Raw genomic sequence first — 20,692 nt, 5'->3', positions numbered from 1 at the left:
AGCTTGTTCGGGAGGTATCAAATGAAAACGTTCAAATTGATTTCTTTACAAATCATTGACGACAGTGAAGCACAAGATATTACTCTCCATGACGGACTAATTATCAACAAAGAGGACGAAAGAAACAGATGGCTGATTGAAGCGTATGTCGATGCTAACTATCATGATTTTTTCACGAAGCTTCTTGAGGCCGATAAGGAAACACCAGCTCAAGTTGTCATATCCAAAAAGGAAAACGATCCTGCAAGTTTTACAACAAGGGTTCTTTCCGTGAAAAAAATTGATGGGCGCCTTTCCGTTTTATTTGAAGGCTTTTTAAAAAGATCGAAAAATTATGCTGAGTTATTGTTAAGTAGTCTGATTGAAAAAGGATTAAGCGGAGAAGAGCTATTAAGCGAATTTCGCGAAAAAATGCTAACCAAACCAAAATTAACCTCCACTTCATAAGAAAAACGTCAACGAGCAGAGCTTGTTGACGTTTCGTTTATTTTCTTACCTTATCAACTAGATACTGAAATCCGTATAAAAAGAAGGCTTTGAAAAAGAAGTATGGGAAAAATTGTGGTTCACTGATTTTTTTCAACCTAGCGACTTTTAAGCGGTCCAAAAACCGGATCACAATAAAAGCAAAAAACGCATTGACTCCTGCATTCAGTAACAAAAACTTTCCCAGATTACCGTACGTCCACTTTAATATCCACATGGAAGCCACGGATAAACGGACCCATATTAAAAGACATTTCCCCCGTTACATACGATTTAGGTTTATTGTAAAAGACCCACCATTTTTTCTTTTTTGCATATATCACATTAAGGGCTTCAAAGGCTGGATGCAGGCAAGAACCTCTTTATATTTTGTTTTCCAAGAAAGAACACCGTTGCCCAAGAGACAATCACCATGATCACATTAACTGTCCATTGTTGTCTCAATTTCATGATAAGAAACTCCTTTTTTCCTTAGAGTTTCCTACTACCCCTGTTTTTCATTCATACTGTAAAAGCTCCGAAACTGTCACAAAGGTGTATCCTTTCTTTTTCAAAGCTTCAATCGTTGATGCTACCGAATTCAGGGACTCCTTCCGGCTTTCGTACATCACATGCAGCAAAATAATTGAACCAGGCTCTATTCGGCTAACAATGTCATTCGTTATTTTATTAGAATCGTCGGCAATATCTGGATCTGTCTCCGGCTCCATATTCCATAGAATCGTTGGTCGATCATGCTTATTTAAGTAATATGGGAGGAATAACAGCTTTTTCCCGTATGGAGGTCGAAACGTAATCTCCCCTTCGTATCCAGCCTTTCGAATCGATTCATCGGTGGATTCTATTTCGTTTTTAATAAAGCTTGGTGATTTTAACACCATTCGCTTATGAGAATACGTATGGTTGCCTATTTCATGTCCAGCTTGTACAAGCTTTTTGGCATCTTCCATATGTTCTTCGATTTCTCTCCCCGTTAAATAGAAGGTCGCTTTTACCTCTTCTTTCTCTAATATGGATAGAATCTCATCGGTATGAACTCCTGGTCCATCATCAAAGGTTAATGCGACGACTTTTTCTTCGGTCTCTACTTTTTCGACAATGCCTCCAAAAAATTGAAAGCTTCGAGATTTGGAAACTTGAAATAATGAATAACTCACCGTTATGAGTACGAGTAAAACAATCAAAATCTTTTTCATATAACCTCCAAAAAAAATAGACCAAATCCTCTGATTCGGCCTAAATTACTCTATTCCTTTTTGTCTCCAAGACCAAACATAATTTCTACTTCACACACGAGTTCGCCTTCTACGGTAGCCACTGCCTTGCCTTTTCCGAAAGTGCCGCGTACTCTTGTCATTTCTACTTCTAAACGAAGCTGATCGCCCGGTACAACTTGGCGCTTAAAGCGACAGTTATCAATTCCTGCAAAAAATGCGAGACGACCTTTATTTTCTTCTTTAACGAGCATCGCAACCGCTCCAACCTGCGCAAGAGCTTCTACAATTAAAACTCCTGGCATAACAGGAAACTCTGGAAAATGTCCATTGAAAAACTCTTCGTTTGCTGTCACATTTTTAATACCGATCGCGCGCTTTCCTTCTTCTAGCTCTAAAATACGATCCACTAGCAAGAATGGATAACGATGCGGAATGATTTCTTTAATTTGTTCTATATTCAACATGAGAATTAGTACCTCCTACTAATACTAGGTTTTATATCTTCTATTGTAGCGGAAAGCCCCTAGGAAAAGCAAACAAAAAAAGCAGTCATGTGTTTGACTGCTTTCTGCTTATTTATCACTATTCACCAAATCAACGATATGCGTCCACGTTGATTTGGCAAACACATCCTTGGGTTTGCCATTACCCATGACGCTGTATCCGACCATTGCACCTGAAACGGTACTAACAACAAGTAGAATGGCAACGATGATAACCCGAAGCCAGATCGGAATCAGCCGAATGCGAATTCGCTTTCGGCCATCCTTCAGCGCTTTCTCCTTTTCTTCTCTGCGTTCCTTTTTTCGCTGCTCGCGTAAGGAAACAGCTTCCTGGTTACTATTGTTTACAGCCATGGTTGATTCCCCTTTTAACGAATTCCGTTCACAAGTCCCATCATCTGGTCCGCAAGTGTTACGGAGCGAGATTGAAATTGGTATGCACGCTGAACATTGATTAGCTCAGTCATTTCTTTTGAAAGATCCACATTCGATTGCTCAAGAGCTCCTTGTTGAAGGCTGATTTCTGCTCTAAGCCCTCCATTTAGCTCTGTTAAGACTTCATCTTGAGCGACATTTACTGGAAGACCCAGTAAGTTCCCACCGCGTTGCTCTAAGAATTGTGGCTTATTCACACGAGCCACTCCAAGGTTAAACACTTCTGTTGCACCTGCCGTCTTCGTTACCGTTAACTGGCCATTTGCATTGATGTTATAATCCTTGGCTTCACCATTTATTGTAATCGGATTATTGTTTTCGTCAAGTACTGGCAATCCATCGCCATTAACAAGCATCACTTCTGTATTAGAAAGAGGCGATAAATAAAGCGCACCATTTCTCGTATACTGAACTTCATTAACTCCATTTGTTTGAACAAGTACCTTGAAAAGTTGTCCTTCTTTTGTAAAAGCTGTATCAAGTGAACGGTCCGTTTGCTTAAGAGCCCCCTGTGTCATCACGAGTTGAGCTTGTCCAAGCTTTGCTCCTGTACCTTGGCGGATACCATTTGGAGTAAGTCGGTTCACTTCTTTATTCGCACGCTCTTGGTTGTTAAACTCCTGAAATAATAGATCCGTGAAAGTAGCTTCTCTTCTTTTATAGCCATTTGTATCTACGTTTGCCATATTATTCGAGATGATATCCATTTGCTTTTGAAGCTGAGATAATGTGTTCGTTGCTGTAATCATCGTACGATTCATGAATGAGTGCCTCCTTCCTTATCCAATTCTTCCGATTTCATTTGCTGCTTTGTCCATGCTCTTATCATACGCTTGAAGTACCTTTTGGTTGGCTTCGAAGGCACGATACGCCGTTAGCATATCTGTCATCGTGCGGCTCACATCGACGTTTGAACGCTCTAAATACCCTTGCTGCAGCTTAAACTGAATGCCTGCCGTGTTAAAGGCATTTGCAAGTGGATTACCATCCTCTGTACGGTATAACCCGTCACCTTCTTTGATCATACGCTGTGGATTGGCGGCAAACCCAACACCTAGGCGGGCTGTTTCTCCATTTGCACCGGTGATACGGCCATCTTCGCTTACTGTGAACTGATCGCTTGAAAGCTGGATACGTTGTCCTTGGTCATTTAGGACCATATTGCCACTAGAAGTCGTTAGGAATCCTTGTCCATCTAATGTAAAGTCACCATTACGCGTGTACTTTACGCTACCATCTGTGCCTTGCACGCTATAAAAAACCGATCCTGCTAGGCCATTTTGCGCATTAGCCGGCATATATACATCAACTAGTGCAATATCCGTACGTTGTTCTGTTGCTTGTAAATCTCCTTGAATGAACTTCGGAACAGCTTCCTGCATATATACACCCGTGTTAATCGCACCAATCGTTGTTCCAGTTGTAAGGTTCAACCCTTTTTCAGTCGGAATAGACAGCGAATCATAACGCTTTAAAAGCATCTCAGGAAATGCACGCATCGATGCCTGGTCTGCTTTAAATCCTGGAGTATTCGCATTCGCCATATTATTAGAGAACATCTCTGTTCTTCGCTGTTGGGAGATCATACCTGACGCAGCCGTATAAAACCCTCTAAACATCCTGTCACCTCTTCATTTTCAACTATCTATATAAATATCAAAAATAATTAAAATCACACTTAGTATCTATTATAAAAAAAAATGTCGAAAAGCACATTATGTTTTTTCAGGAAATTTGGGGCGGGTAATATTTCCCGGTACCCCTCCGGTGACAGACACCACAAAAAGACAAATTGACCCCTTTTGTCCACGGAGGGTGTCTGTCACCACAGAAAGACAGATTAGCCCTTTTTGTCCGTACGGGGTGGACACTGATCAAACTGTCCGCCTGAGGTGGAAAAATGGACTGTTTTGTCCACGAAGGGTGACAGACACCCTTCTAAGCTGCTTCCAAACAAAAGGCACTTCCGGACGGAAGTGCCTTTTGTTTGGTTTAGCCTAGTCTTCTGCGTGGAAGACGGTCGATGTTATCTAGCATGATGCCTGTTCCGATTGCTACGCAGTCCATTGGGTTTTCTGCTACTAATACAGGAACCTTCAGCTCTTCGGAAAGAAGCATGTCGATGCCGTGTAGTAGTGCTCCTCCACCTGTTAAAATTACGCCACGGTCAATGATGTCCGCAGATAATTCTGGTGGTGTTCTCTCAAGAACAGATTTTGCGGCTTGTACAATAACAGCCACTGATTCGCGAAGTGCTCCTTCGATTTCTTCTGAACGAACTGTAATTGTGCGTGGAAGGCCTGACACCATGTCACGGCCGCGAATTTCCATTTCCTCTGAACGAGAACCTGGGAAAACTGTTCCAATATTGATTTTGATATTCTCTGCCGTACGCTCACCGATTAATAATTTGTATTGACGCTTAATGTAATGAAGAATTTCGTTATCGAACTTATCTCCAGCCATCTTAATAGAAGAAGAAGTAACGATATCACCCATAGAAAGAACAGCAACATCCGTAGTTCCGCCCCCGATATCAACAACCATATTTCCGCTCGGCATGAAAATATCCATACCTGCTCCAATCGCTGCTACCTTTGGCTCCTCTTCTAGATAAACCTTCTTTCCACCGCTCTTCTCAGCCGCTTCTTTAATCGCCTTTTGCTCAACACTTGTAATGTTTGTTGGGCAGCAAATCAAAATGCGTGGCTTAGATAGGAAGCCTTTCACATTTAACTTATTAATAAAGTGCTTAAGCATCGCTTCTGTTACATCGAAGTCAGCGATTACTCCGTCCTTTAGAGGGCGAATCGCAACGATATTTCCTGGTGTACGTCCAACCATCTTTCTCGCTTCTTCACCAACCGCAAGTACACGATTCGTATTCTTATCTATAGCCACAACAGATGGTTCATTTAACACAATGCCGCGGCCTTTCACATGGATCAGTACGTTAGCTGTTCCTAAATCGATTCCAATATCTCTAGCAAACATCCTTTTCATTTCCTCCTTGAAAGGTAACAATCGTATTCGTGCTCTTCTCATATATATCATGGGTTAAATTCTTATCAAAAACTCGGTGTGTAGGAAAAGAGACTTACCTATTACGAACCTAATGTCTCTAATAGATTATTTTATCACAAATAGGTAAATTACAATAATAATTTGTCAAAAAGTCGAAAAAAATGTCAAATATACTTTGAAATGCGAAGGATCATTAGCTTTTTATATGTAAAACAAGACCAATACCCGTATTTTCATTATCTGTCCACGGAGCATCGAGGTAGACTCACAAACAAAACAAAAACCCTCCATACATAAATGGAAGGTTTTAAAAATCACTGAACAGGTTCGCCTTCTAGTTCTTCTTTCTTATACTTCATTTTTGTTGCTTCTCCCCCACGCAGGTGACGGATCGATTTATGGTAATCTAATATGTCCTTCACTTCGTTTGCCAGTTCTGGGTTTATCTCGGGTAGTCTTTCGGTTAGATCTTTATGGACTGTACTTTTGGACACGCCAAACTCCTTCGCGATTACGCGAACTGTTTTTCTCGTCTCCACGATATACTTTCCAATCTTGATAGTTCTCTCTTTGATGTAATCGTGCACACCACTCGCCCTCCCTAAATTGGATGTGAGAAGTGTGAAATGAGACTCGCTTCCGCTTCGTTGGTGTACTGTTACCCGCACAACATCCATTATTATTTTCAAAAAGCAATTTCTCCTGAGCATTGTGTGCGGCAGAAAGTGTGACACTTTCTAAACGTTACAAGGAATAAACATGTATGGAACTAAATCTCGCGCATTTGCAAACGACTCCTCACCTCATACACTCTCTTTGTAGGTTTGTAACCATTTTATTAGCTTGGTTGAAAATATATGCACGAAAAACTCAATAGGGACAAGGCTTATTTAAAATTTTTTGAAAAATGGGACAAAAACAACCTTTCCCCTTTAATTTTTTTGTAAAAATTGTTACAAAATCGTCAAAAACAAGCAAAAAGGACCATTCGATATAAAGGACAAGCTACCTATCATTTACCGGTCGTTTTGACCCTGTTAGCGTAAATTTTGGAAATACCATCCAAAAGCGTAGGTCGTATTATGCCAAAAACTCTCACAGTTTGCTGAAAAATAGGTGAAAGGTTTGAAGAACTCTGTCGAAATTTTAGAGAGGTTATCCCTATTGTCTACCCAGGGACATATTACGTAGAATGAGGTGAATTTATACATAAATATTGGTTTTATTACTACATTTTGGGGAGATATTATGGACTATTCAAGAAAAGCAAGGATTCAAAACGAAAGAAAAGCTGCTGCAAAGGCAAACCGTCGTAAACTTGCTGGTGTGACCATGATGGCAGCGATTACAGCTTCATCCTTATTTGGATCGGGTATGAAGTCAGCAAATGCAGAAACAGAAGCAGGCTACTACACCGTTCAAAAGGGTGATACCCTAACACGTATTGCAAAACAATACAATGTAAGCGTAAACGAGTTGATGAAGGAAAATAAGCTTGTTTCCGACAAGATTTATATCGGACAAAAGCTTGAGGTTCCTACTCATCTTGGAGAAGAAGAGAACTACGAAGAGATTTCCTTTCAAACACACAAAGTGGTTTCCGGAGATACGTTATATCGAATTTCCACCAAATACGGAACAACCATTTCAGAACTAAAAAAAGCCAACAAACTATCATCTGATACAATTAAAATCGGACAAACTTTACTCATTCCCTCTAAGGAAAAAGAAATATCACAAAAAGCAAAGCAGCTTGCGAAGTTTTATACCGTTGCCCCTGGAGATACAATCTATGGGTTAGCAAAGCGCTTTGGTACGTCCATTGATGTGTTAAAAGGACAAAATGGACTAAATACAGAAATGATTATCATAGGGCAAAAATTACTGATTACCGATTCACCCGTTACTACAAGAGCCAAAGTAGTTGGTGCCATTGACAAATTTACCGTCGAGTTCCAAACCGCCACTGGAACAATTCCATTAAAAGTGTCGTACGGAACGGCAGAGGCATATCAAAAGCTTTCAGGAAAAGAGTACATTCTTTCTTATAAAAATGGTGCGTTAGTATCCATACAACCGGAATAACATAAAGAGCATGGGGTTTTCCCCATGCTCTTACAGCTGTATGGAACGCGCTTGACTCTCGGTTGCCTTCACAAGCTCCCCCCACGTACGATAGCCGCGATCGCCAAATTGCTGGAGGAGCTCCACAAATAAATATGCCGTTGTCTTCGCATCTCCTACCGCGTGATGCCGCTCATAAATTCTTGTTCCAAACGCACGTGCGTATCTCTCTAGGTCGCGCATATCATAGGACGGAGCAAGAAACCCAATCAGATCAAGAGTATCAATCGTAAAGGTGCCCTTTAGCGCTATCTTTTCTCGCTTCAATTCATTTTTCAACACAAACGTATCAAAGCTTACATAATGACCGACCAAACTCACCGTTTCCTGCTCTCTCACATATGCAAAAAAATCAGAAATCGCCTCATATGCATAGGGTGCACCAGCCACTTGCTCATTAGAAATAGACGTCAATTCTGTTATTTCCCGAGAAATTTGTCGAGATGGATTCACATAGGTTTGAAAGCTAGAAGCCTCACAAACCTTAAATCCTTCTACTAGAACAGCGCCAATTTCTATCAATCTGTCTGATGTAGCTATTTCGAACCCTGTCGTTTCCGTGTCAAAAACGACAAATTTCAGCTCTTCTAGTGGAGTAGATAACGGTATTTCCTGATACAGAAGCGGGCAGGTGAGTGACTTCCGTAAAAAAAACATCTCTTCCCTCCTCCTATACAGAAAAGTTAGCAAACACTTGGCTTTGCAGCTCTTTTAATGATTTTAAACTTAAAATAAGCTCCTCTTTTTCTCGGGTTGATAGTCTAGCAAACTCAATATGGGCCTTTCCTTTCTGCTGCCAGCGCTGAGTCACGTACAGACGCAGTACCTCTTCCACCGCGTGCTCCAAATCCGTGGCAAGCACGTCCGAAAGCACCCCTTTCTCTTTTAAAAAGACGATTTTGTCAACGGACGTACCAGACATTCCCCCATGCAAAAGAGTGAGAATTTGCAAGCTATGATGATAAGGAAACAGCACTTCCTTTTTCATATCCAGTTGCTTTCGCTCAAGCTTAAATAACGACCGAATGGGTTGATCCAAAGTCGGAATTACATGCTCTCTCTCCACTTGAGAAAGTCGATACAAAAAGATTTTGGAGCGCTGTAATAACTCTCGTATTCCCTCTTCAAATCTCTCATGCAACAGTTGAGATCCTGTTAAAAAGCGATACGAAAAGAAGTTTTGTGCAAGTAGGAGATGGTCATTTGTGGCTTGAAGCATCCACCCTCTCACTCTTTCCTGCCACACTTCGATGGTCCCACGCCATTTCCCCTCACTACACATCATCAAACCAAGACATCGGGCATAACCTGCTTTTTCAAGCATATTTGTAATCTCCACACCTAATCTTGAAAAATACTCCTTGTACTCCTCCTTCTCGTAAACAAGAAAATGATCTTGATCTGTTAACAAAAACTGCTCCCCACGTCCCGCACTTCCCATTTGATAGAGAGCGAAATGACAGGGAACCTCTTCCCCCAGCGCCTCTATTGAAAGCTCCACCGCTCTCTTAACTAGCCGATCGTACAACCCAGTTACAATCTCTAACGTTTTTAACATAGGAATTCTGTCTTTAATAAGCGTTTCAAGGATGTCATAAATCGCCTTTTTCACCTGAACAATATTCTCTTCTGTGCATTGCTCGATCTTTTGTATCGTCTTCATCACATTTTCGTTCTTTTTCCGCAATAAGTCAGATAACGTCACCACTCCTAGGAGTTTTTCACCCTCTATGACTGGCAAATGCTTGATTCCTTTTATAAGGGTTAAAGATAAGGCATCATAATAATAAGCAAAACGTGAGATCGTCACCGGATGAGGTGTCATGACATCTCCGGCAACACAATCGAAAGATCGTCCTGCTGCAATCACCCGCTCGACCATATCTCGTTCTGTGATGATTCCTTCCAGCCTCCCATTTTCCGTTACAAGCACAGAGCTTGTGCGCTCTTTATGCATCAGGAGAGCTGCTTCTTGAACCGTTGTGGTCGGGGACACACTGACCACTTGTTGTGTCATCAAATCTTGGACGCGCAGCATGAACGCATCTCTTTCTCCAAAATCACGTGCAAGCTGAACCTGCTCTGCTAACGAAGCATAAATATCCTTAAGCCGTACACTCACCTGAGCTAATAAATAATCATGAACATTCGGGTCATCCCACCGCTTGGCAATGACCGTAAAAGGGATATAAAGGGCTTTACACGGCTCGACGGCTCGTACTTCCACTTGAGTGGCTGCCTCCTTGCCTGGTTTGGAGACACCTAGGAAATCAGCCAAACTCGAAAAGCCAATCAACTCCCCTTTTTGAACGACCTCAAGGACTTCCTCCTGCGTTCCTTGCTCATTTTTTATATACACTTCCGCAATCCCTAATAGGATGAGGAGCAAGCCGTCACGCTGAACTTCTTTTTTCAGCATCATTTCCTGCTTTTCAAACATTCTAAGCTCACAAAGCTCGATAAGGGAAAGGGCCGTACGGACATCCACCCCTTGAAAAAAGGGGTGAAACCGTACAGCCTCTAAAATAGTTTCATTATAGTTGTTTTGTTCCATCGTTCATCCAAACCTCGCCATTCTTATACACCATCTGTTCTGGATAGCGTAAATCAATAACTTCCTCTTGGATTTTCTGAGATGGTGCTTCCGTGGATAAAGAAACGATAATATTCGTTAAGAACGCCGCTGCTGCTCCAAACACTCCCGCTCCTGTATCAATAATGCCTAAAATCGTAAATCCACCGTATTTCGCGGCAAAAATATACGTTAAGGTCACGCCTAGTCCAACTAATAGACCAGCAATAACGCCCTTAGCGTTCGAACGCTTCCACCACACCCCAAGAACAAGTGCTGGGAAGAACGTTCCTGTTGCAAGTGCAAACGCCCAAGCCACAATTTGTGTGATGGCTCCTGGAGGGTTAAGAGCGATCAGACCCGCAAATAAAGTTGCAATAACAATTGACCAACGAGCAACAGAAAGACGTTTCTTTTCTGTTGCATTTGGCTTCAAGACACGATAGTAAATATCATGTGCAAAGGAAGAAGAGATCGCAATCATCAATCCGCCTGCCGTTGATAAAGCCGCAGCCATCGCACCAGCCGCTACCAAACCGATTACGAATACACCCAGGTTGGCAATTTCAGGTGTAGCCATAACGACGATATCGTTAGAAATTACTAACTCGCTCCACTGAAGAATGCCATCCCCATTACCATCAGCGACTTGAAGCTTTCCAGTATCCACCCATGTTTTTGTCCATTCCGGTAGCTCAGAAATTTTACTACCAGCCACTTTTGTCATTAAAATAAAGCGTGAAAACGCAGCATATGCTGGTGCTGATAAGTATAATAACCCGATGAATAGAAGTGCCCAAGCGCCTGACCAACGAGCCGCTTTCATCGTTGATACCGTATAGAAGCGAACGATTACGTGTGGAAGTCCAGCCGTTCCAGCCATAAGTGTGAACATAAGAGCAAGGAACTGCCACTTCGTTCCGTTTGTAAACGGTGCAAAGTATTCTGATATTCCAAGCTCCCGGTCGAGTTCACCCATTTTTCCAACAAGCTCCCCATATGATAGCCATGGCATTGGGTTGCCTGTAATTTGCAAGCTCATAAAAATAACTGGAATTAAGTAAGCAATAATCAAAATAATATACTGCGCTACCTGCGTCCATGTAATCCCTTTCATTCCTCCGAATGCTGCGTAAAATGCAATTAACACAACACCGATCATCGTTCCAAGCTTTGCATCGATTTCAAACAGTCGTCCAATAACTACCCCAGAACCTGACAACTGACCGATTGAGTACGTAAAAGAAATAATGATCGTAATAACAGCCGCAATGACACGAGCCGTATGGCTGTCAAAGCGGTCACCGATAAATTCCGGAACCGTGTAGCGACCGTACTTACGAAGCTGAGGAGCTAGTAAGAACGTAAGCAATAAATATCCGCCTGTCCAGCCCATGATATAAGCAAGGCCGTCGTATCCGAGTAGCATGATCGTACCCGCCATACCAATGAATGAAGCCGCACTCATCCAATCCGCCCCGATGGCCATTCCGTTAAAAATAGGCGGTACACCGCGTCCGGCTACATAGAAATCAGATGTTGCCTTCGCCTTGTTATAAATGGCAATCCCGATATACAGGGCAAACGTCGCTAAAATGATCGTTAATGAGACCAAGAATTGTGTATCCAAATGTATTCCCCCCTATTGATTGATTTCTCCTTGTTCGTCTTTTTCTATTTGAGACCCGAGCATTCCCCTTTAATGCTCGAACACTTTTCCAGAACTGATTTGTTCATTTTTGCTCTCATCAATTCCATATTTTTTATCCACATTGTCACTCAGCTTCGCATTTACAAATAGTAAAATAATAAACGTGATGACTGCCCCTTGAGCTCCCATGAAATAATGGAGTGGAAATCCATTAATGGAATACTGACTTAGTGGCTCAGCAAAAAAGACCACCCCAAAAGAAACGAGAAACCAGACGATAAAATAAATAATAATATTGCGAGTTCTTTCGCGAAAATAACTATCTGCTACCTCTTTATCAATTTTCTTCACACTTACACCCCCATGAAAAATGATGTTCCTGTGCATGTCTAGATGAACCGTTTTTTGTAAAACCGATCCTCCTTTCTATTCAAAAAATGTATATGAACTTTTACTTGCCGCTTATGCAAGAAAAAGTCACCAACCGTACTAACTTAAGCTGAAGATAAATTTGATGGTATCAATGAATGGCATGGGAACTAGGATGATTTGAACGATGAAGTAAACAAAAATGGATAGGAATGGAATTACTAAGAAGAAGGGTCTTTTTCTTTTAAATGCAAAAAATAAACAAACGACAGAGATGAGAAGTAAGCCAAAAAAAGTCATTTCTTGCCTCCTTTTATGCGAAAGCGTTAACAATTTTTACTTTTCTGAAATTTTAAGAAAATTCAATATTTATTATCTACATAAACTGTCTCTTGGTCAAGTAAGACTAGCCATTAAATTTCCAGAGGGCTTGTCGAAAATTGGAGATACAACTTAGAAACACAGTATTACCAATACTTTCCTGATGGGACATTCGTCGAAAACTTTTTTATTTCAAGGAGTTTGTTATATCGGTTAACACTATGTTGAAATTAGAAACCCAAACATGAATTATAACATAGAAAAAGCATGTGAAACCTCACATGCTCAGTGTCTTAATCATCATTTTAACGGCTTCAAGCAAGTCTCTTGAGGACCAGCTGGGCATTGCTTTTTTCTCATCAATTACAAGCTCGTGGGAGGCTGGAACGTGTACAAAGCCAGCTGGAATGTTCACTTGTTTCTTCTTTAACTCATGCAAAACGCTATACATCACATTGTTGCACAAATACGTTCCCGCACTGTTGGAGATAGAAGCAGGATAGCCTTTTTCATTAAGAGCATCCACAAGCATCCGAATAGGAAGCGTAGAAAAATAGCCGTCTGCTCCATTTTCAACGATCTGAGAATCTACTAAAGCCCTCCCGCTATTATCCGCTGCTCCATCACGGCAATTAATCGCAATTCGCTCCGGTGTTATTTCCGTCCGTCCTGCAGCAAGACCGAGCGACAATACCGCATCAGGGGCAAACTCACGAACCGCTTCCAATATCGCCACTGGTGCTTTTTCAAAATCTACTGGCAAAAGAACTCCCTTCACCTCGTATTCACCAATCTGTTCTCCATCCAGTCTCAATACGATCTCCTCGGTTGGATTAATGGGATGGTTTAGAAACGGTTCAAACCCCGTTAACAATAGCTTTTTCATAGATGTGTCTCCCCTTAATAACTAGCAATGCTACCGTCTGTACGCTTCTCCGTACCTCCCGTTAGCACGCCCGTCTCTGGATTACGAATAATCACCTGTCCACGACCAAAGCCGCCCGAATCATGAGCAACAACCATCTCATGTCCATTTCTCCCTAACCCCTGAACCAGATGATTCGGGAAATCATGCTCCACTTCTATCTTCTTGCCAGAAATCCATTGCCATCTAGGAGCATCCAGCGCCGCTTGTGGATTGAGGTCAAAATCTATCATATTCATCACTACCTGTACATGACCCTGTGGCTGCATATATCCACCCATCACACCAAACGGTCCAACAGCCTCTCCATCCTTCGTCATAAAACCAGGAATGATCGTGTGATACGTCCTTTTCCCAGGAGCAAGCGCATTTTCGTCTTCCTCATTCAATGAGAAATCATGGCCACGATTTTGCAGTCCGATTCCTGTGTTTGGAACGACAATCCCTGAACCAAAACCCATATAATTGCTTTGGATAAAAGAAACCATATTCCCTTCTCCATCAGCGGTCGCCAAATATACCGTTCCACCCTTTGGAAGAGTGCCCGGTTCTGGGGTTTGGGCCTCGTCTGTGATCTTCTCACGTGCTTGCTGGGCAAATTCCTCCGAAAGCATATCTGAAACACTTGCTTTCATCGTTTTCGAATCGGTAATATATGTTTTTCCATCTGTAAATGCCTGCTTCATCGCCTCTAATTGCACATGTAATCCCTTTAAATCTTCACGATGCGTAAACTCGTATCCTTTTAATATATTGAGTGCCATCAGTGCGACCAAGCCCTGTCCGTTTGGCGGAATTTCCCACACATCATAGCCGCGGTAGTTTACGCTAATTGGATCCACCCACTCCGCTTGATAGGCTGCTAAATCTTCTTTTCGTAAAAATCCTCCATGAGCCTTAGAAGCAGCGTCGATTTCATCTGCTAATCGGCCTCGGTAAAAGCTTTCTGCATTTGTTTCTGCGATTTCCTGAAGTGTATTCGCATGATCCTCAGATCTCCACAGCTCACCAATTTGTGGTGGCTTTCCATCGGGACCAAACACGCGGAACCATTCTTTGTATGTAGCATCATCCCCAAAGCGTTTCTGATAAATTTTATAAGCACCAGACCAGTACTTTCCAAGCGTTGGAGATACCGGGTACCCATCACGTGCATAAGTAATCGCCGGCTTTAATACTTCCGTTAACGGCAAACGTCCGAATCGTTTGGAGAGCTCCGCCCACGCAGAAGGAGCTCCTGGTACTGTAACGGGGATCCAGCCATGCGATGGCATTTTTTCATGACCGAGCTCTTTCACTTTTTGAATGGAAATTCCTTGCGGGGAAGGTCCGCTCCCATTTAAGCCGTACAACTTATCTTTAATCCACACAAGCGCAAACGCATCACCACCAATGCCATTTGACGTTGGTTCAACCACGGTTAAGCACGCTGCTGTTGCAATCGCCGCATCCACCGCATTTCCGCCCTTTTTTAACATATCAAGACCTGCCTGTGCTGCTAGTGGCTGAGATGTTGCCACCATGCCATTTCTAGCAATCGTTGCCATTCGCTGTGAACGATACGGATATGTAAGGTATGACAAATGAAACTCCCCCTATTAAACTTCGTCTTTCGAAATATTATACGATAGATTTTGAATTTTTCCAATAATAAGAAATTACAAACTAGGGTCTCAACTAGGGTGTCTGTCACCGTTCGTGGACAAATTCTGGTTTTTGTCCGTCCCAGGTGGACACTTAATAAACAAAGTTCCTCCTCCTCAACAAAAAAACCCGCACTAGGGCGGGTTTTCTCATTTCATATCCTATGCATCAGAATTATCTGTGCTGTCAGTTCCTTGTTCAGTTCCAGGAGTTTCTTTTTTACCAGAATCTGTTCCTTCTTTTTCAGTAGACTTGTCCGCATCTTCTTCTTCAGCAGCTTTCTTTTCTGCTGCGTCATCTGTTGCTTCCTCTTCTTCTTCTACTGCACTTGGATCATCTTTTCCGCTGTTTTCCATATCAGACACATTAACATCTTTCAGTGCACTTAAAGGCTTTTGGAAGTAGTCAATTGGATTTAGAGCTACTCCGTCTTTGCGAATTTCAAAGTGTACATGAACGCCAGCTTCTTCATTAACAAGGCTTTCACCTGCTGTTGCAATCGATTTACCTTGCTTTACTTCGTCGCCCACTTTTACTTTGATGTCACTAACTGATTGATATTGTGTTACAATTCCTTTGTCATGCTCAATTTCAATTACATTTCCAAGTAGGGAATCGTTATCAACCACTTTTGTAACTGTTCCGCTAAGAGCTGCTACTACATCGAATGCTTCCCCATCTTTTTGAACAATATCAATACCTGTGTTTGGATGGTACGAATTGTCGTAGAATACTAGGGCTGCTTCTTGCTGTTCTTCTGAGCCGTTATTATCATAGAATTGCTTTTGAATTTCGACCTTGTTTGGATCTGTTACCGGCATTACAAAGTTTTCCATTGTACGTGATACTTCAACAGCTGGCTCATTGAACTTCTTGTCTGTAACGTCAGTAGCCTCGTTGTTGTACCCAAACTTGTCTGAGTCTGTTGCACTGCTTTGATACCATAAAACCGCGGTTAAAATGATCGCTGCGCTTCCTAGATAAATTGCTGGGAATGCCCATCTTTTCTTTAAAAAGCGCTTAACATTTGAATCTTGAGAAGATCGTTTCTTTTCTTCCTCTCTCATTTATCATCACCTCAGCAATCAGTTTGAACAATGTGAGAGAAATATATACGTTGTGAGGAAAAAAATTTTTAGACTTATTTTTCGACAAAGCTTTTACAATTATTCATGATAGGAGATTGTTTTATGAAAAAATTTCTTTGGGCCCTTCCCCTTGCATATATGGCGCTTATTTGGACACTATCTAGCTTCCCGGCTGACGAATTCGTCGCCCTGCCCGATTTGTCCCTCGACCGCATCATCAAAGAATCCTTACACCTGATCGAATTCGGTATTCTGTATCTTTTATTCGCCCTTGCACTTTATGGAAATGGACAGCTATCAAAAAAGACGAGCCTCATCTTCGCGATCATTGCTTGCCTGTACGGAGCAACAGATGAAATCCATCAGTCCTTCGTTCCTTACCGCTCGGCCACATGGATTGACCTTGTGAAGGACGTGATTGGTGTTACCGTAGCCTACTATGTCGTCAACCGCTTTTCTTTTTTGAAAAAGAAATAGCTAGAGCAGTCGCTCTAGCTATTTCTGGGCAGTAATCTTCGTGAGCAGATCGTTTGATGATACGACTTCTACTCCTTGGTAGTAGTACTTCGCGATATCTACGTAGTTCTTCCCTTCTTGCGCCATTCCATTCGCCCCGTATTGGCTCATACCAACGCCGTGACCGTACCCTTTTGTATTTATAACGATTTGGTTGCCTTTTCGCTCCCACGTAAAGTCGGTTGATTTTAACTCCAGCTTTGTACGAATGTCTTGCCCGGTTAAAACCGTGCCATTAAAATCCACTTTGCTCACTCGATTACTGGATGTTCGTTCGACGACTTTCCCAATTGTATCACCTGAGCCCACCTTTACTCCTAAAAGGCGTTCAAAATCTGCCACGGATACCACCTTTTGTCCATTAAATTCCTTTGAGTTCTTATCCCAAGGGCTTTCAACGCTTTTCAAATAAGGAAGAGCTCCTTGCCAAACTGCTTCGGCATTTTCTGTGTACCCGTTACTGGTTGAAAAGAACGTCGCATCGATCGGACTTCCCTCGTAGGTTAAGATCTGTCCGCTCGTTTCTTGTACAGCTTTACGGATCTTCTCTATTTTCCAGGTGTAGTCTTTGCCCCAAATTTTTCGAAGCTCTTCATCATTCTTATATACCTGGTGCTGTACCGTGTCCGTCACGAGCGCCCCATCCGGTACTTCCAGTTTTTCCGAGCTGATCATTTGTCTCACGATATAGGTTCTGGCTGTAAGAGCTTGTGCCTTTAATGCTTCAAGTTCAAACGTGGCTGGCATTTCTGAAGCAACGACGCCTGTCACATAGTTATCCAACTCCAATGTCTCAACTGATTCTGAAGCTGTACGATAAACAGCAACCTCTACGGCCGGACCCGTTGGTGGTGCTTCAGCTACCGTCTCTTTGGCGGTTTCCTCTCCAAGTTTTCCACTTACCTTACCCTCTGAAAAAGGGAGCACGACGAGTGTAGGAATCATGAGTGTGACGACGAATAGAATGGCGGATACGATTACAAATGGTTTTAGTTTCATTGCGCTTGTGCCTCCAGTACGCATTAGGTAACAAGGAATATGTAGTCCCGTCTCCATTCATACATATGGACTTGGACAAGCAAATATGACTTTTTCTTCTTTTATGAATAAAAACATCGACGATGCATCACAATATTCTAGGTGGTCATTATTTTATGTAATAAAAATGTAAAAAACCGCAGAGTATGGAATACTTCTACGGTTTACATTTACGAATATATATTTATTTAAGCATTCATATCGCTAACGTATGTTTCTGCGATTGTTTCAACCACTTCTGTCACACGCTCGATATCTGCACCAAGTGCTGCAAGCTTATGATGGAAGTCAACATACCCACGATCCAAATGCTTAAGCTCTGTTACACGAGTGATGCCATCAGCCACTAACCCTGTTAAAATAAGCGCAGCAGCCGCACGTAAATCCGTTGCAGCAACCTCTGCTCCTTGCAGGTTAGATGGTCCATTCATAATCACTGAACGACCTTCAATTTTAATATCAGCATTCATACGACGGAATTCTTCCACGTGCATAAAGCGGTTTTCAAATACCGTTTCCGTAATCATACTTGTTCCTTTTGCGTGAAGAAGCAATGCCATCATTTGTGATTGCATATCTGTTGGGAATCCTGGATGTGGCATCGTTTTAATATCAACGGCTTTTAGGTTATCTGGTCCAATGACACGTAAACCGTCAGCCTCTTCTTCAATAATAACGCCCATCTCTTCCATTTTCGCAATAAGTGAGGTTAAATGTTCTGGAACGGCTCCTCTTACAAGCACATTTCCACCAGTAATAGCGGAAGCAACCATGAATGTTCCAGCCTCAATACGATCAGGAATAATATGATGCTCGCAACCAAAAAGAACGTCTACACCTTCAATGCGAATTGTACCTGTTCCTGCTCCTCTTACTTTGGCACCCATTTTGTTAAGGAAATTGGCTAAGTCCACAATTTCTGGCTCTTTCGCACAGTTTTCCATCACGGTCGTACCATTGGCAAGAGTCGCGGCCATCATAATATTTTCAGTCGCACCGACACTTGGGAAGTCTAAATAGATTTTTGCGCCGTGTAAGCGACCTTCTGGAGCTTCAGCTTCAATAAATCCGTTTCCAACTTTCACCTTGGCACCCATAGCTTCGAAGCCTTTTAAATGCTGATCAATTGGACGTGAACCAATTGCACAGCCACCCGGCAATGCAACTCGTGCACGGCCATTTCGAGCTAGCAATGAACCCATTACTAGTACAGATGCTCTCATTTTTCGAACATATTCAAATGGTGCTTCTTCTCTTAATACTCCAGATGCATCAACCGTTACCGTGTTATCTTTAAATCCAACGTTGGCATTCAAATAGCGTAACACTTCATTGATTGTATATACATCGGAGAGCGTCGGCACATCTTTAATTACGCATTTTCCATCACTTGCTAATAATGTTGCGGCGATCACAGGCAAAACTGCATTTTTAGCGCCTTCTACTTTCACTGAGCCACTAAGCCTTCTTCCGCCGCGGACGATGATTTTTTCCAAGTGTATTCCCCTCCGCGTCCATTTTCTCTATATTAATATTCAATCGTAATGATTGGTGTGCCAACTACTAGGGTAGTCTTTGCGCCCAATCCTTGCGTTCTAAGTCCTAGTTGTAGATTCATTTCTTTCTGTTTGCTTGTTAGACCTTTTGACAACATAGGCGAAAACGCCGATGATGATACAAAATTATTTTCGTCTAATGATTCAATCTCTTCTGCCTTAAACTGTGCCAGCAAACGGTTGACAGTATCAGGCAAAGACTTATTCATCTTATCACTGAATTCGCCTTTTATACAAGAGAAAATTGTTGGTTTTCCTCGAAATATGTCAGAGAGCTGCAATGGTAGTTCATTTTCAAGAAATTGTGTGGTTTGTTGCGAAAATTTCTGGTCATTCACCTCATAAATGATATACGTTTGAGGGTGCTGATTTGTGAGGGTTGTTAAAACTTGGATTTTTTCCTTTGGACCATGGTCAGTGGTGCTTATACCTGTAGCTTCCCACATATTCGCTTTAGAATTCACATTCCATGACCATTCAGGAAATTTTTTTTGCAAGTCGTTACTGAACTCCTTCACGTCCTCCAAACTGGTTAAATGGTCCATTTTCTCTCTTGCATGTAAAGACCATTCAGTGATGGGAATTTGTTCCCCTTCCACGACAGAAGCAAGTGTAAGTAAGTCAAGCTGTTCTTTCGCTACTATCGTTTTATTCCCAATGTTTATAATGGCAAAACCTGTTAAGCAAATGATTAATAAGACATAAGAAAGTTTTTTCATCTACAATTCCTCCCCTTACTACCATTGTTACCAGGTAGCTCAAGGTCATACTTAGGAATTGTCGTCACTTTTTGACAAGTCTTATGTAAGCTTTTGTGCAGTAACACACAAAGAGAATTTTACTTAAATTTAGACATTAATAAAAATGTCAGAAGACCTATATTTTACATAATCATTTGGAAGAGTAATGGTAGTTGTTGTGACCACAGTAAATAATCCAGGAAAAAATTACTAACAGTAGAACCAATCACAATCGATAAAAATATAAACAACACTCTTGCTTGTAACACATGGTTCGCTCTTAGTAACTTTTCATAATTAATGGACTGTAGCGCCCACCAAGCAAGTGCAATAAAAAACAAATGCGACAAAATGCTAATCAACGCTTGATGTCCAAATTCTGCGATCATCGGTACTTCTTCTCTCCCTTATACAATTGGTCTTTGGGCAAGCCCACCTTTCATTGTATCATTTTTGTTACAAAAACAGAACCACATACCTCAT

General features: G+C 41.8%; 22 protein-coding genes. 3 read left to right on the top strand and 19 right to left on the bottom strand.

Translation table 11 applies throughout. The features are described 5' to 3' along the window. The first annotated feature begins 21 nt into the window (after positions 1 to 21). Complete coding sequence (locus M3175_RS15475; protein ID WP_251520645.1) at positions 22 to 447, top strand: YwpF-like family protein; 426 nt, start codon at positions 22 to 24, stop codon at positions 445 to 447. A gap of 536 nt (positions 448 to 983) precedes the next feature. Here the strand turns inward: M3175_RS15475 and M3175_RS15470 are convergent. The 7 genes from M3175_RS15470 to spoIIID all read right to left on the bottom strand — a co-directional run bounded on the left by M3175_RS15470 (position 984) and on the right by spoIIID (position 6,252). After that, a complete protein-coding gene (locus M3175_RS15470) occupies positions 984 to 1,682 on the bottom strand; it encodes a polysaccharide deacetylase family protein (RefSeq protein WP_251520643.1) in 699 nt (232 codons plus the stop codon). A gap of 50 nt (positions 1,683 to 1,732) precedes the next feature. Next, on the bottom strand, positions 1,733 to 2,167 hold the full coding sequence (gene fabZ / locus M3175_RS15465) for a 3-hydroxyacyl-ACP dehydratase FabZ (RefSeq protein ID WP_119710220.1): 435 nt from the start codon (positions 2,165 to 2,167) through the stop codon (positions 1,733 to 1,735). A 108-nt stretch (positions 2,168 to 2,275) separates the two neighbouring features. Continuing rightward, positions 2,276 to 2,560: a DNA-directed RNA polymerase subunit beta gene (locus tag M3175_RS15460; protein WP_251520640.1), complete on the bottom strand. Its 285-nt coding sequence runs from the start codon at positions 2,558 to 2,560 to the stop codon at positions 2,276 to 2,278. Positions 2,561 to 2,574: 14 nt separating this feature from the next. Then, entirely contained in the window at positions 2,575 to 3,402 is an 828-nt protein-coding gene (locus tag M3175_RS15455; RefSeq protein ID WP_251520637.1) for a flagellar hook-basal body protein, read from the bottom strand. Between the two features lie 18 nt (positions 3,403 to 3,420). After that, positions 3,421 to 4,260 carry a flagellar hook-basal body protein gene (locus tag M3175_RS15450; protein ID WP_251520634.1) on the bottom strand — a complete coding sequence of 280 codons (840 nt, stop codon included), beginning with the start codon at positions 4,258 to 4,260 and terminating at the stop codon, positions 3,421 to 3,423. Positions 4,261 to 4,633: 373 nt separating this feature from the next. Further along, positions 4,634 to 5,635, bottom strand: a complete 1,002-nt coding sequence (locus M3175_RS15445) for a rod shape-determining protein (protein ID WP_119710224.1) — start codon at positions 5,633 to 5,635, stop codon at positions 4,634 to 4,636. 344 nt (positions 5,636 to 5,979) lie between these two features. Next, positions 5,980 to 6,252, bottom strand: a complete 273-nt coding sequence (spoIIID, locus tag M3175_RS15440; RefSeq protein ID WP_119710225.1) for a sporulation transcriptional regulator SpoIIID — start codon at positions 6,250 to 6,252, stop codon at positions 5,980 to 5,982. A 661-nt stretch (positions 6,253 to 6,913) separates the two neighbouring features. Here spoIIID and M3175_RS15435 point away from each other — a divergent pair. After that, the gene (locus M3175_RS15435; protein WP_251520631.1) at positions 6,914 to 7,750 is read left to right on the top strand and encodes a LysM peptidoglycan-binding domain-containing protein; all 837 of its coding nucleotides are present in this window, start codon (positions 6,914 to 6,916) and stop codon (positions 7,748 to 7,750) included. 30 nt (positions 7,751 to 7,780) lie between these two features. Here the strand turns inward: M3175_RS15435 and M3175_RS15430 are convergent, their stop codons facing one another. From M3175_RS15430 to spoIIQ, 8 genes are all read right to left on the bottom strand, one after another. Continuing rightward, positions 7,781 to 8,446 carry a 3'-5' exonuclease gene (locus M3175_RS15430; protein WP_251520628.1) on the bottom strand — a complete coding sequence of 222 codons (666 nt, stop codon included), beginning with the start codon at positions 8,444 to 8,446 and terminating at the stop codon, positions 7,781 to 7,783. A 13-nt stretch (positions 8,447 to 8,459) separates the two neighbouring features. Further along, positions 8,460 to 10,343 carry a DUF294 nucleotidyltransferase-like domain-containing protein gene (locus M3175_RS15425; protein ID WP_251520625.1) on the bottom strand — a complete coding sequence of 628 codons (1,884 nt, stop codon included), beginning with the start codon at positions 10,341 to 10,343 and terminating at the stop codon, positions 8,460 to 8,462. After that, positions 10,324 to 11,991, bottom strand: a complete 1,668-nt coding sequence (locus M3175_RS15420; protein ID WP_251520622.1) for a sodium:solute symporter family protein — start codon at positions 11,989 to 11,991, stop codon at positions 10,324 to 10,326. The genes M3175_RS15425 and M3175_RS15420 overlap by 20 nt, the downstream gene beginning before the upstream one ends. 69 nt (positions 11,992 to 12,060) lie before the next feature. Beyond that, positions 12,061 to 12,363 carry a DUF4212 domain-containing protein gene (locus M3175_RS15415; RefSeq protein ID WP_251520620.1) on the bottom strand — a complete coding sequence of 101 codons (303 nt, stop codon included), beginning with the start codon at positions 12,361 to 12,363 and terminating at the stop codon, positions 12,061 to 12,063. A gap of 138 nt (positions 12,364 to 12,501) precedes the next feature. Continuing rightward, positions 12,502 to 12,681: a hypothetical protein gene (locus M3175_RS15410; protein WP_251520616.1), complete on the bottom strand. Its 180-nt coding sequence runs from the start codon at positions 12,679 to 12,681 to the stop codon at positions 12,502 to 12,504. Positions 12,682 to 12,979: 298 nt separating this feature from the next. Continuing rightward, positions 12,980 to 13,588: a pyroglutamyl-peptidase I gene (locus M3175_RS15405; RefSeq protein WP_251520613.1), complete on the bottom strand. Its 609-nt coding sequence runs from the start codon at positions 13,586 to 13,588 to the stop codon at positions 12,980 to 12,982. Positions 13,589 to 13,602: 14 nt separating this feature from the next. Next, positions 13,603 to 15,210, bottom strand: a complete 1,608-nt coding sequence (locus M3175_RS15400; protein ID WP_251520610.1) for a gamma-glutamyltransferase family protein — start codon at positions 15,208 to 15,210, stop codon at positions 13,603 to 13,605. Positions 15,211 to 15,432: 222 nt separating this feature from the next. Beyond that, positions 15,433 to 16,338: a stage II sporulation protein SpoIIQ gene (gene spoIIQ, locus M3175_RS15395; RefSeq protein ID WP_251520608.1), complete on the bottom strand. Its 906-nt coding sequence runs from the start codon at positions 16,336 to 16,338 to the stop codon at positions 15,433 to 15,435. 123 nt (positions 16,339 to 16,461) lie between these two features. On the opposite strand from spoIIQ, the gene M3175_RS15390 reads away from it, so the two are divergent. After that, on the top strand, positions 16,462 to 16,836 hold the full coding sequence (locus tag M3175_RS15390) for a VanZ family protein (RefSeq protein ID WP_251520605.1): 375 nt from the start codon (positions 16,462 to 16,464) through the stop codon (positions 16,834 to 16,836). Between the two features lie 18 nt (positions 16,837 to 16,854). On the opposite strand, the gene spoIID is transcribed toward M3175_RS15390, so the two are convergent. The 4 genes from spoIID to M3175_RS15370 form a co-directional block, all read right to left on the bottom strand. After that, positions 16,855 to 17,874: a stage II sporulation protein D gene (gene spoIID / locus M3175_RS15385; RefSeq protein WP_251520603.1), complete on the bottom strand. Its 1,020-nt coding sequence runs from the start codon at positions 17,872 to 17,874 to the stop codon at positions 16,855 to 16,857. A 227-nt stretch (positions 17,875 to 18,101) separates the two neighbouring features. Next, positions 18,102 to 19,409: a UDP-N-acetylglucosamine 1-carboxyvinyltransferase gene (murA, locus tag M3175_RS15380; protein WP_251520601.1), complete on the bottom strand. Its 1,308-nt coding sequence runs from the start codon at positions 19,407 to 19,409 to the stop codon at positions 18,102 to 18,104. A gap of 32 nt (positions 19,410 to 19,441) precedes the next feature. Next, on the bottom strand, positions 19,442 to 20,188 hold the full coding sequence (locus M3175_RS15375) for a YwmB family TATA-box binding protein (protein WP_251520599.1): 747 nt from the start codon (positions 20,186 to 20,188) through the stop codon (positions 19,442 to 19,444). A 164-nt stretch (positions 20,189 to 20,352) separates the two neighbouring features. Then, positions 20,353 to 20,598, bottom strand: a complete 246-nt coding sequence (locus M3175_RS15370; RefSeq protein ID WP_251520597.1) for a DUF1146 family protein — start codon at positions 20,596 to 20,598, stop codon at positions 20,353 to 20,355. Positions 20,599 to 20,692 lie beyond the last annotated feature (94 nt).

Source organism: Robertmurraya korlensis, assembly GCF_023715225.1.
Lineage (GTDB): Bacteria > Bacillota > Bacilli > Bacillales > Cytobacillaceae > Robertmurraya_A.
The sequence above is the reverse complement of the archived record's forward strand: the minus strand, read 5'-3'. Positions and strand labels throughout refer to the sequence as shown.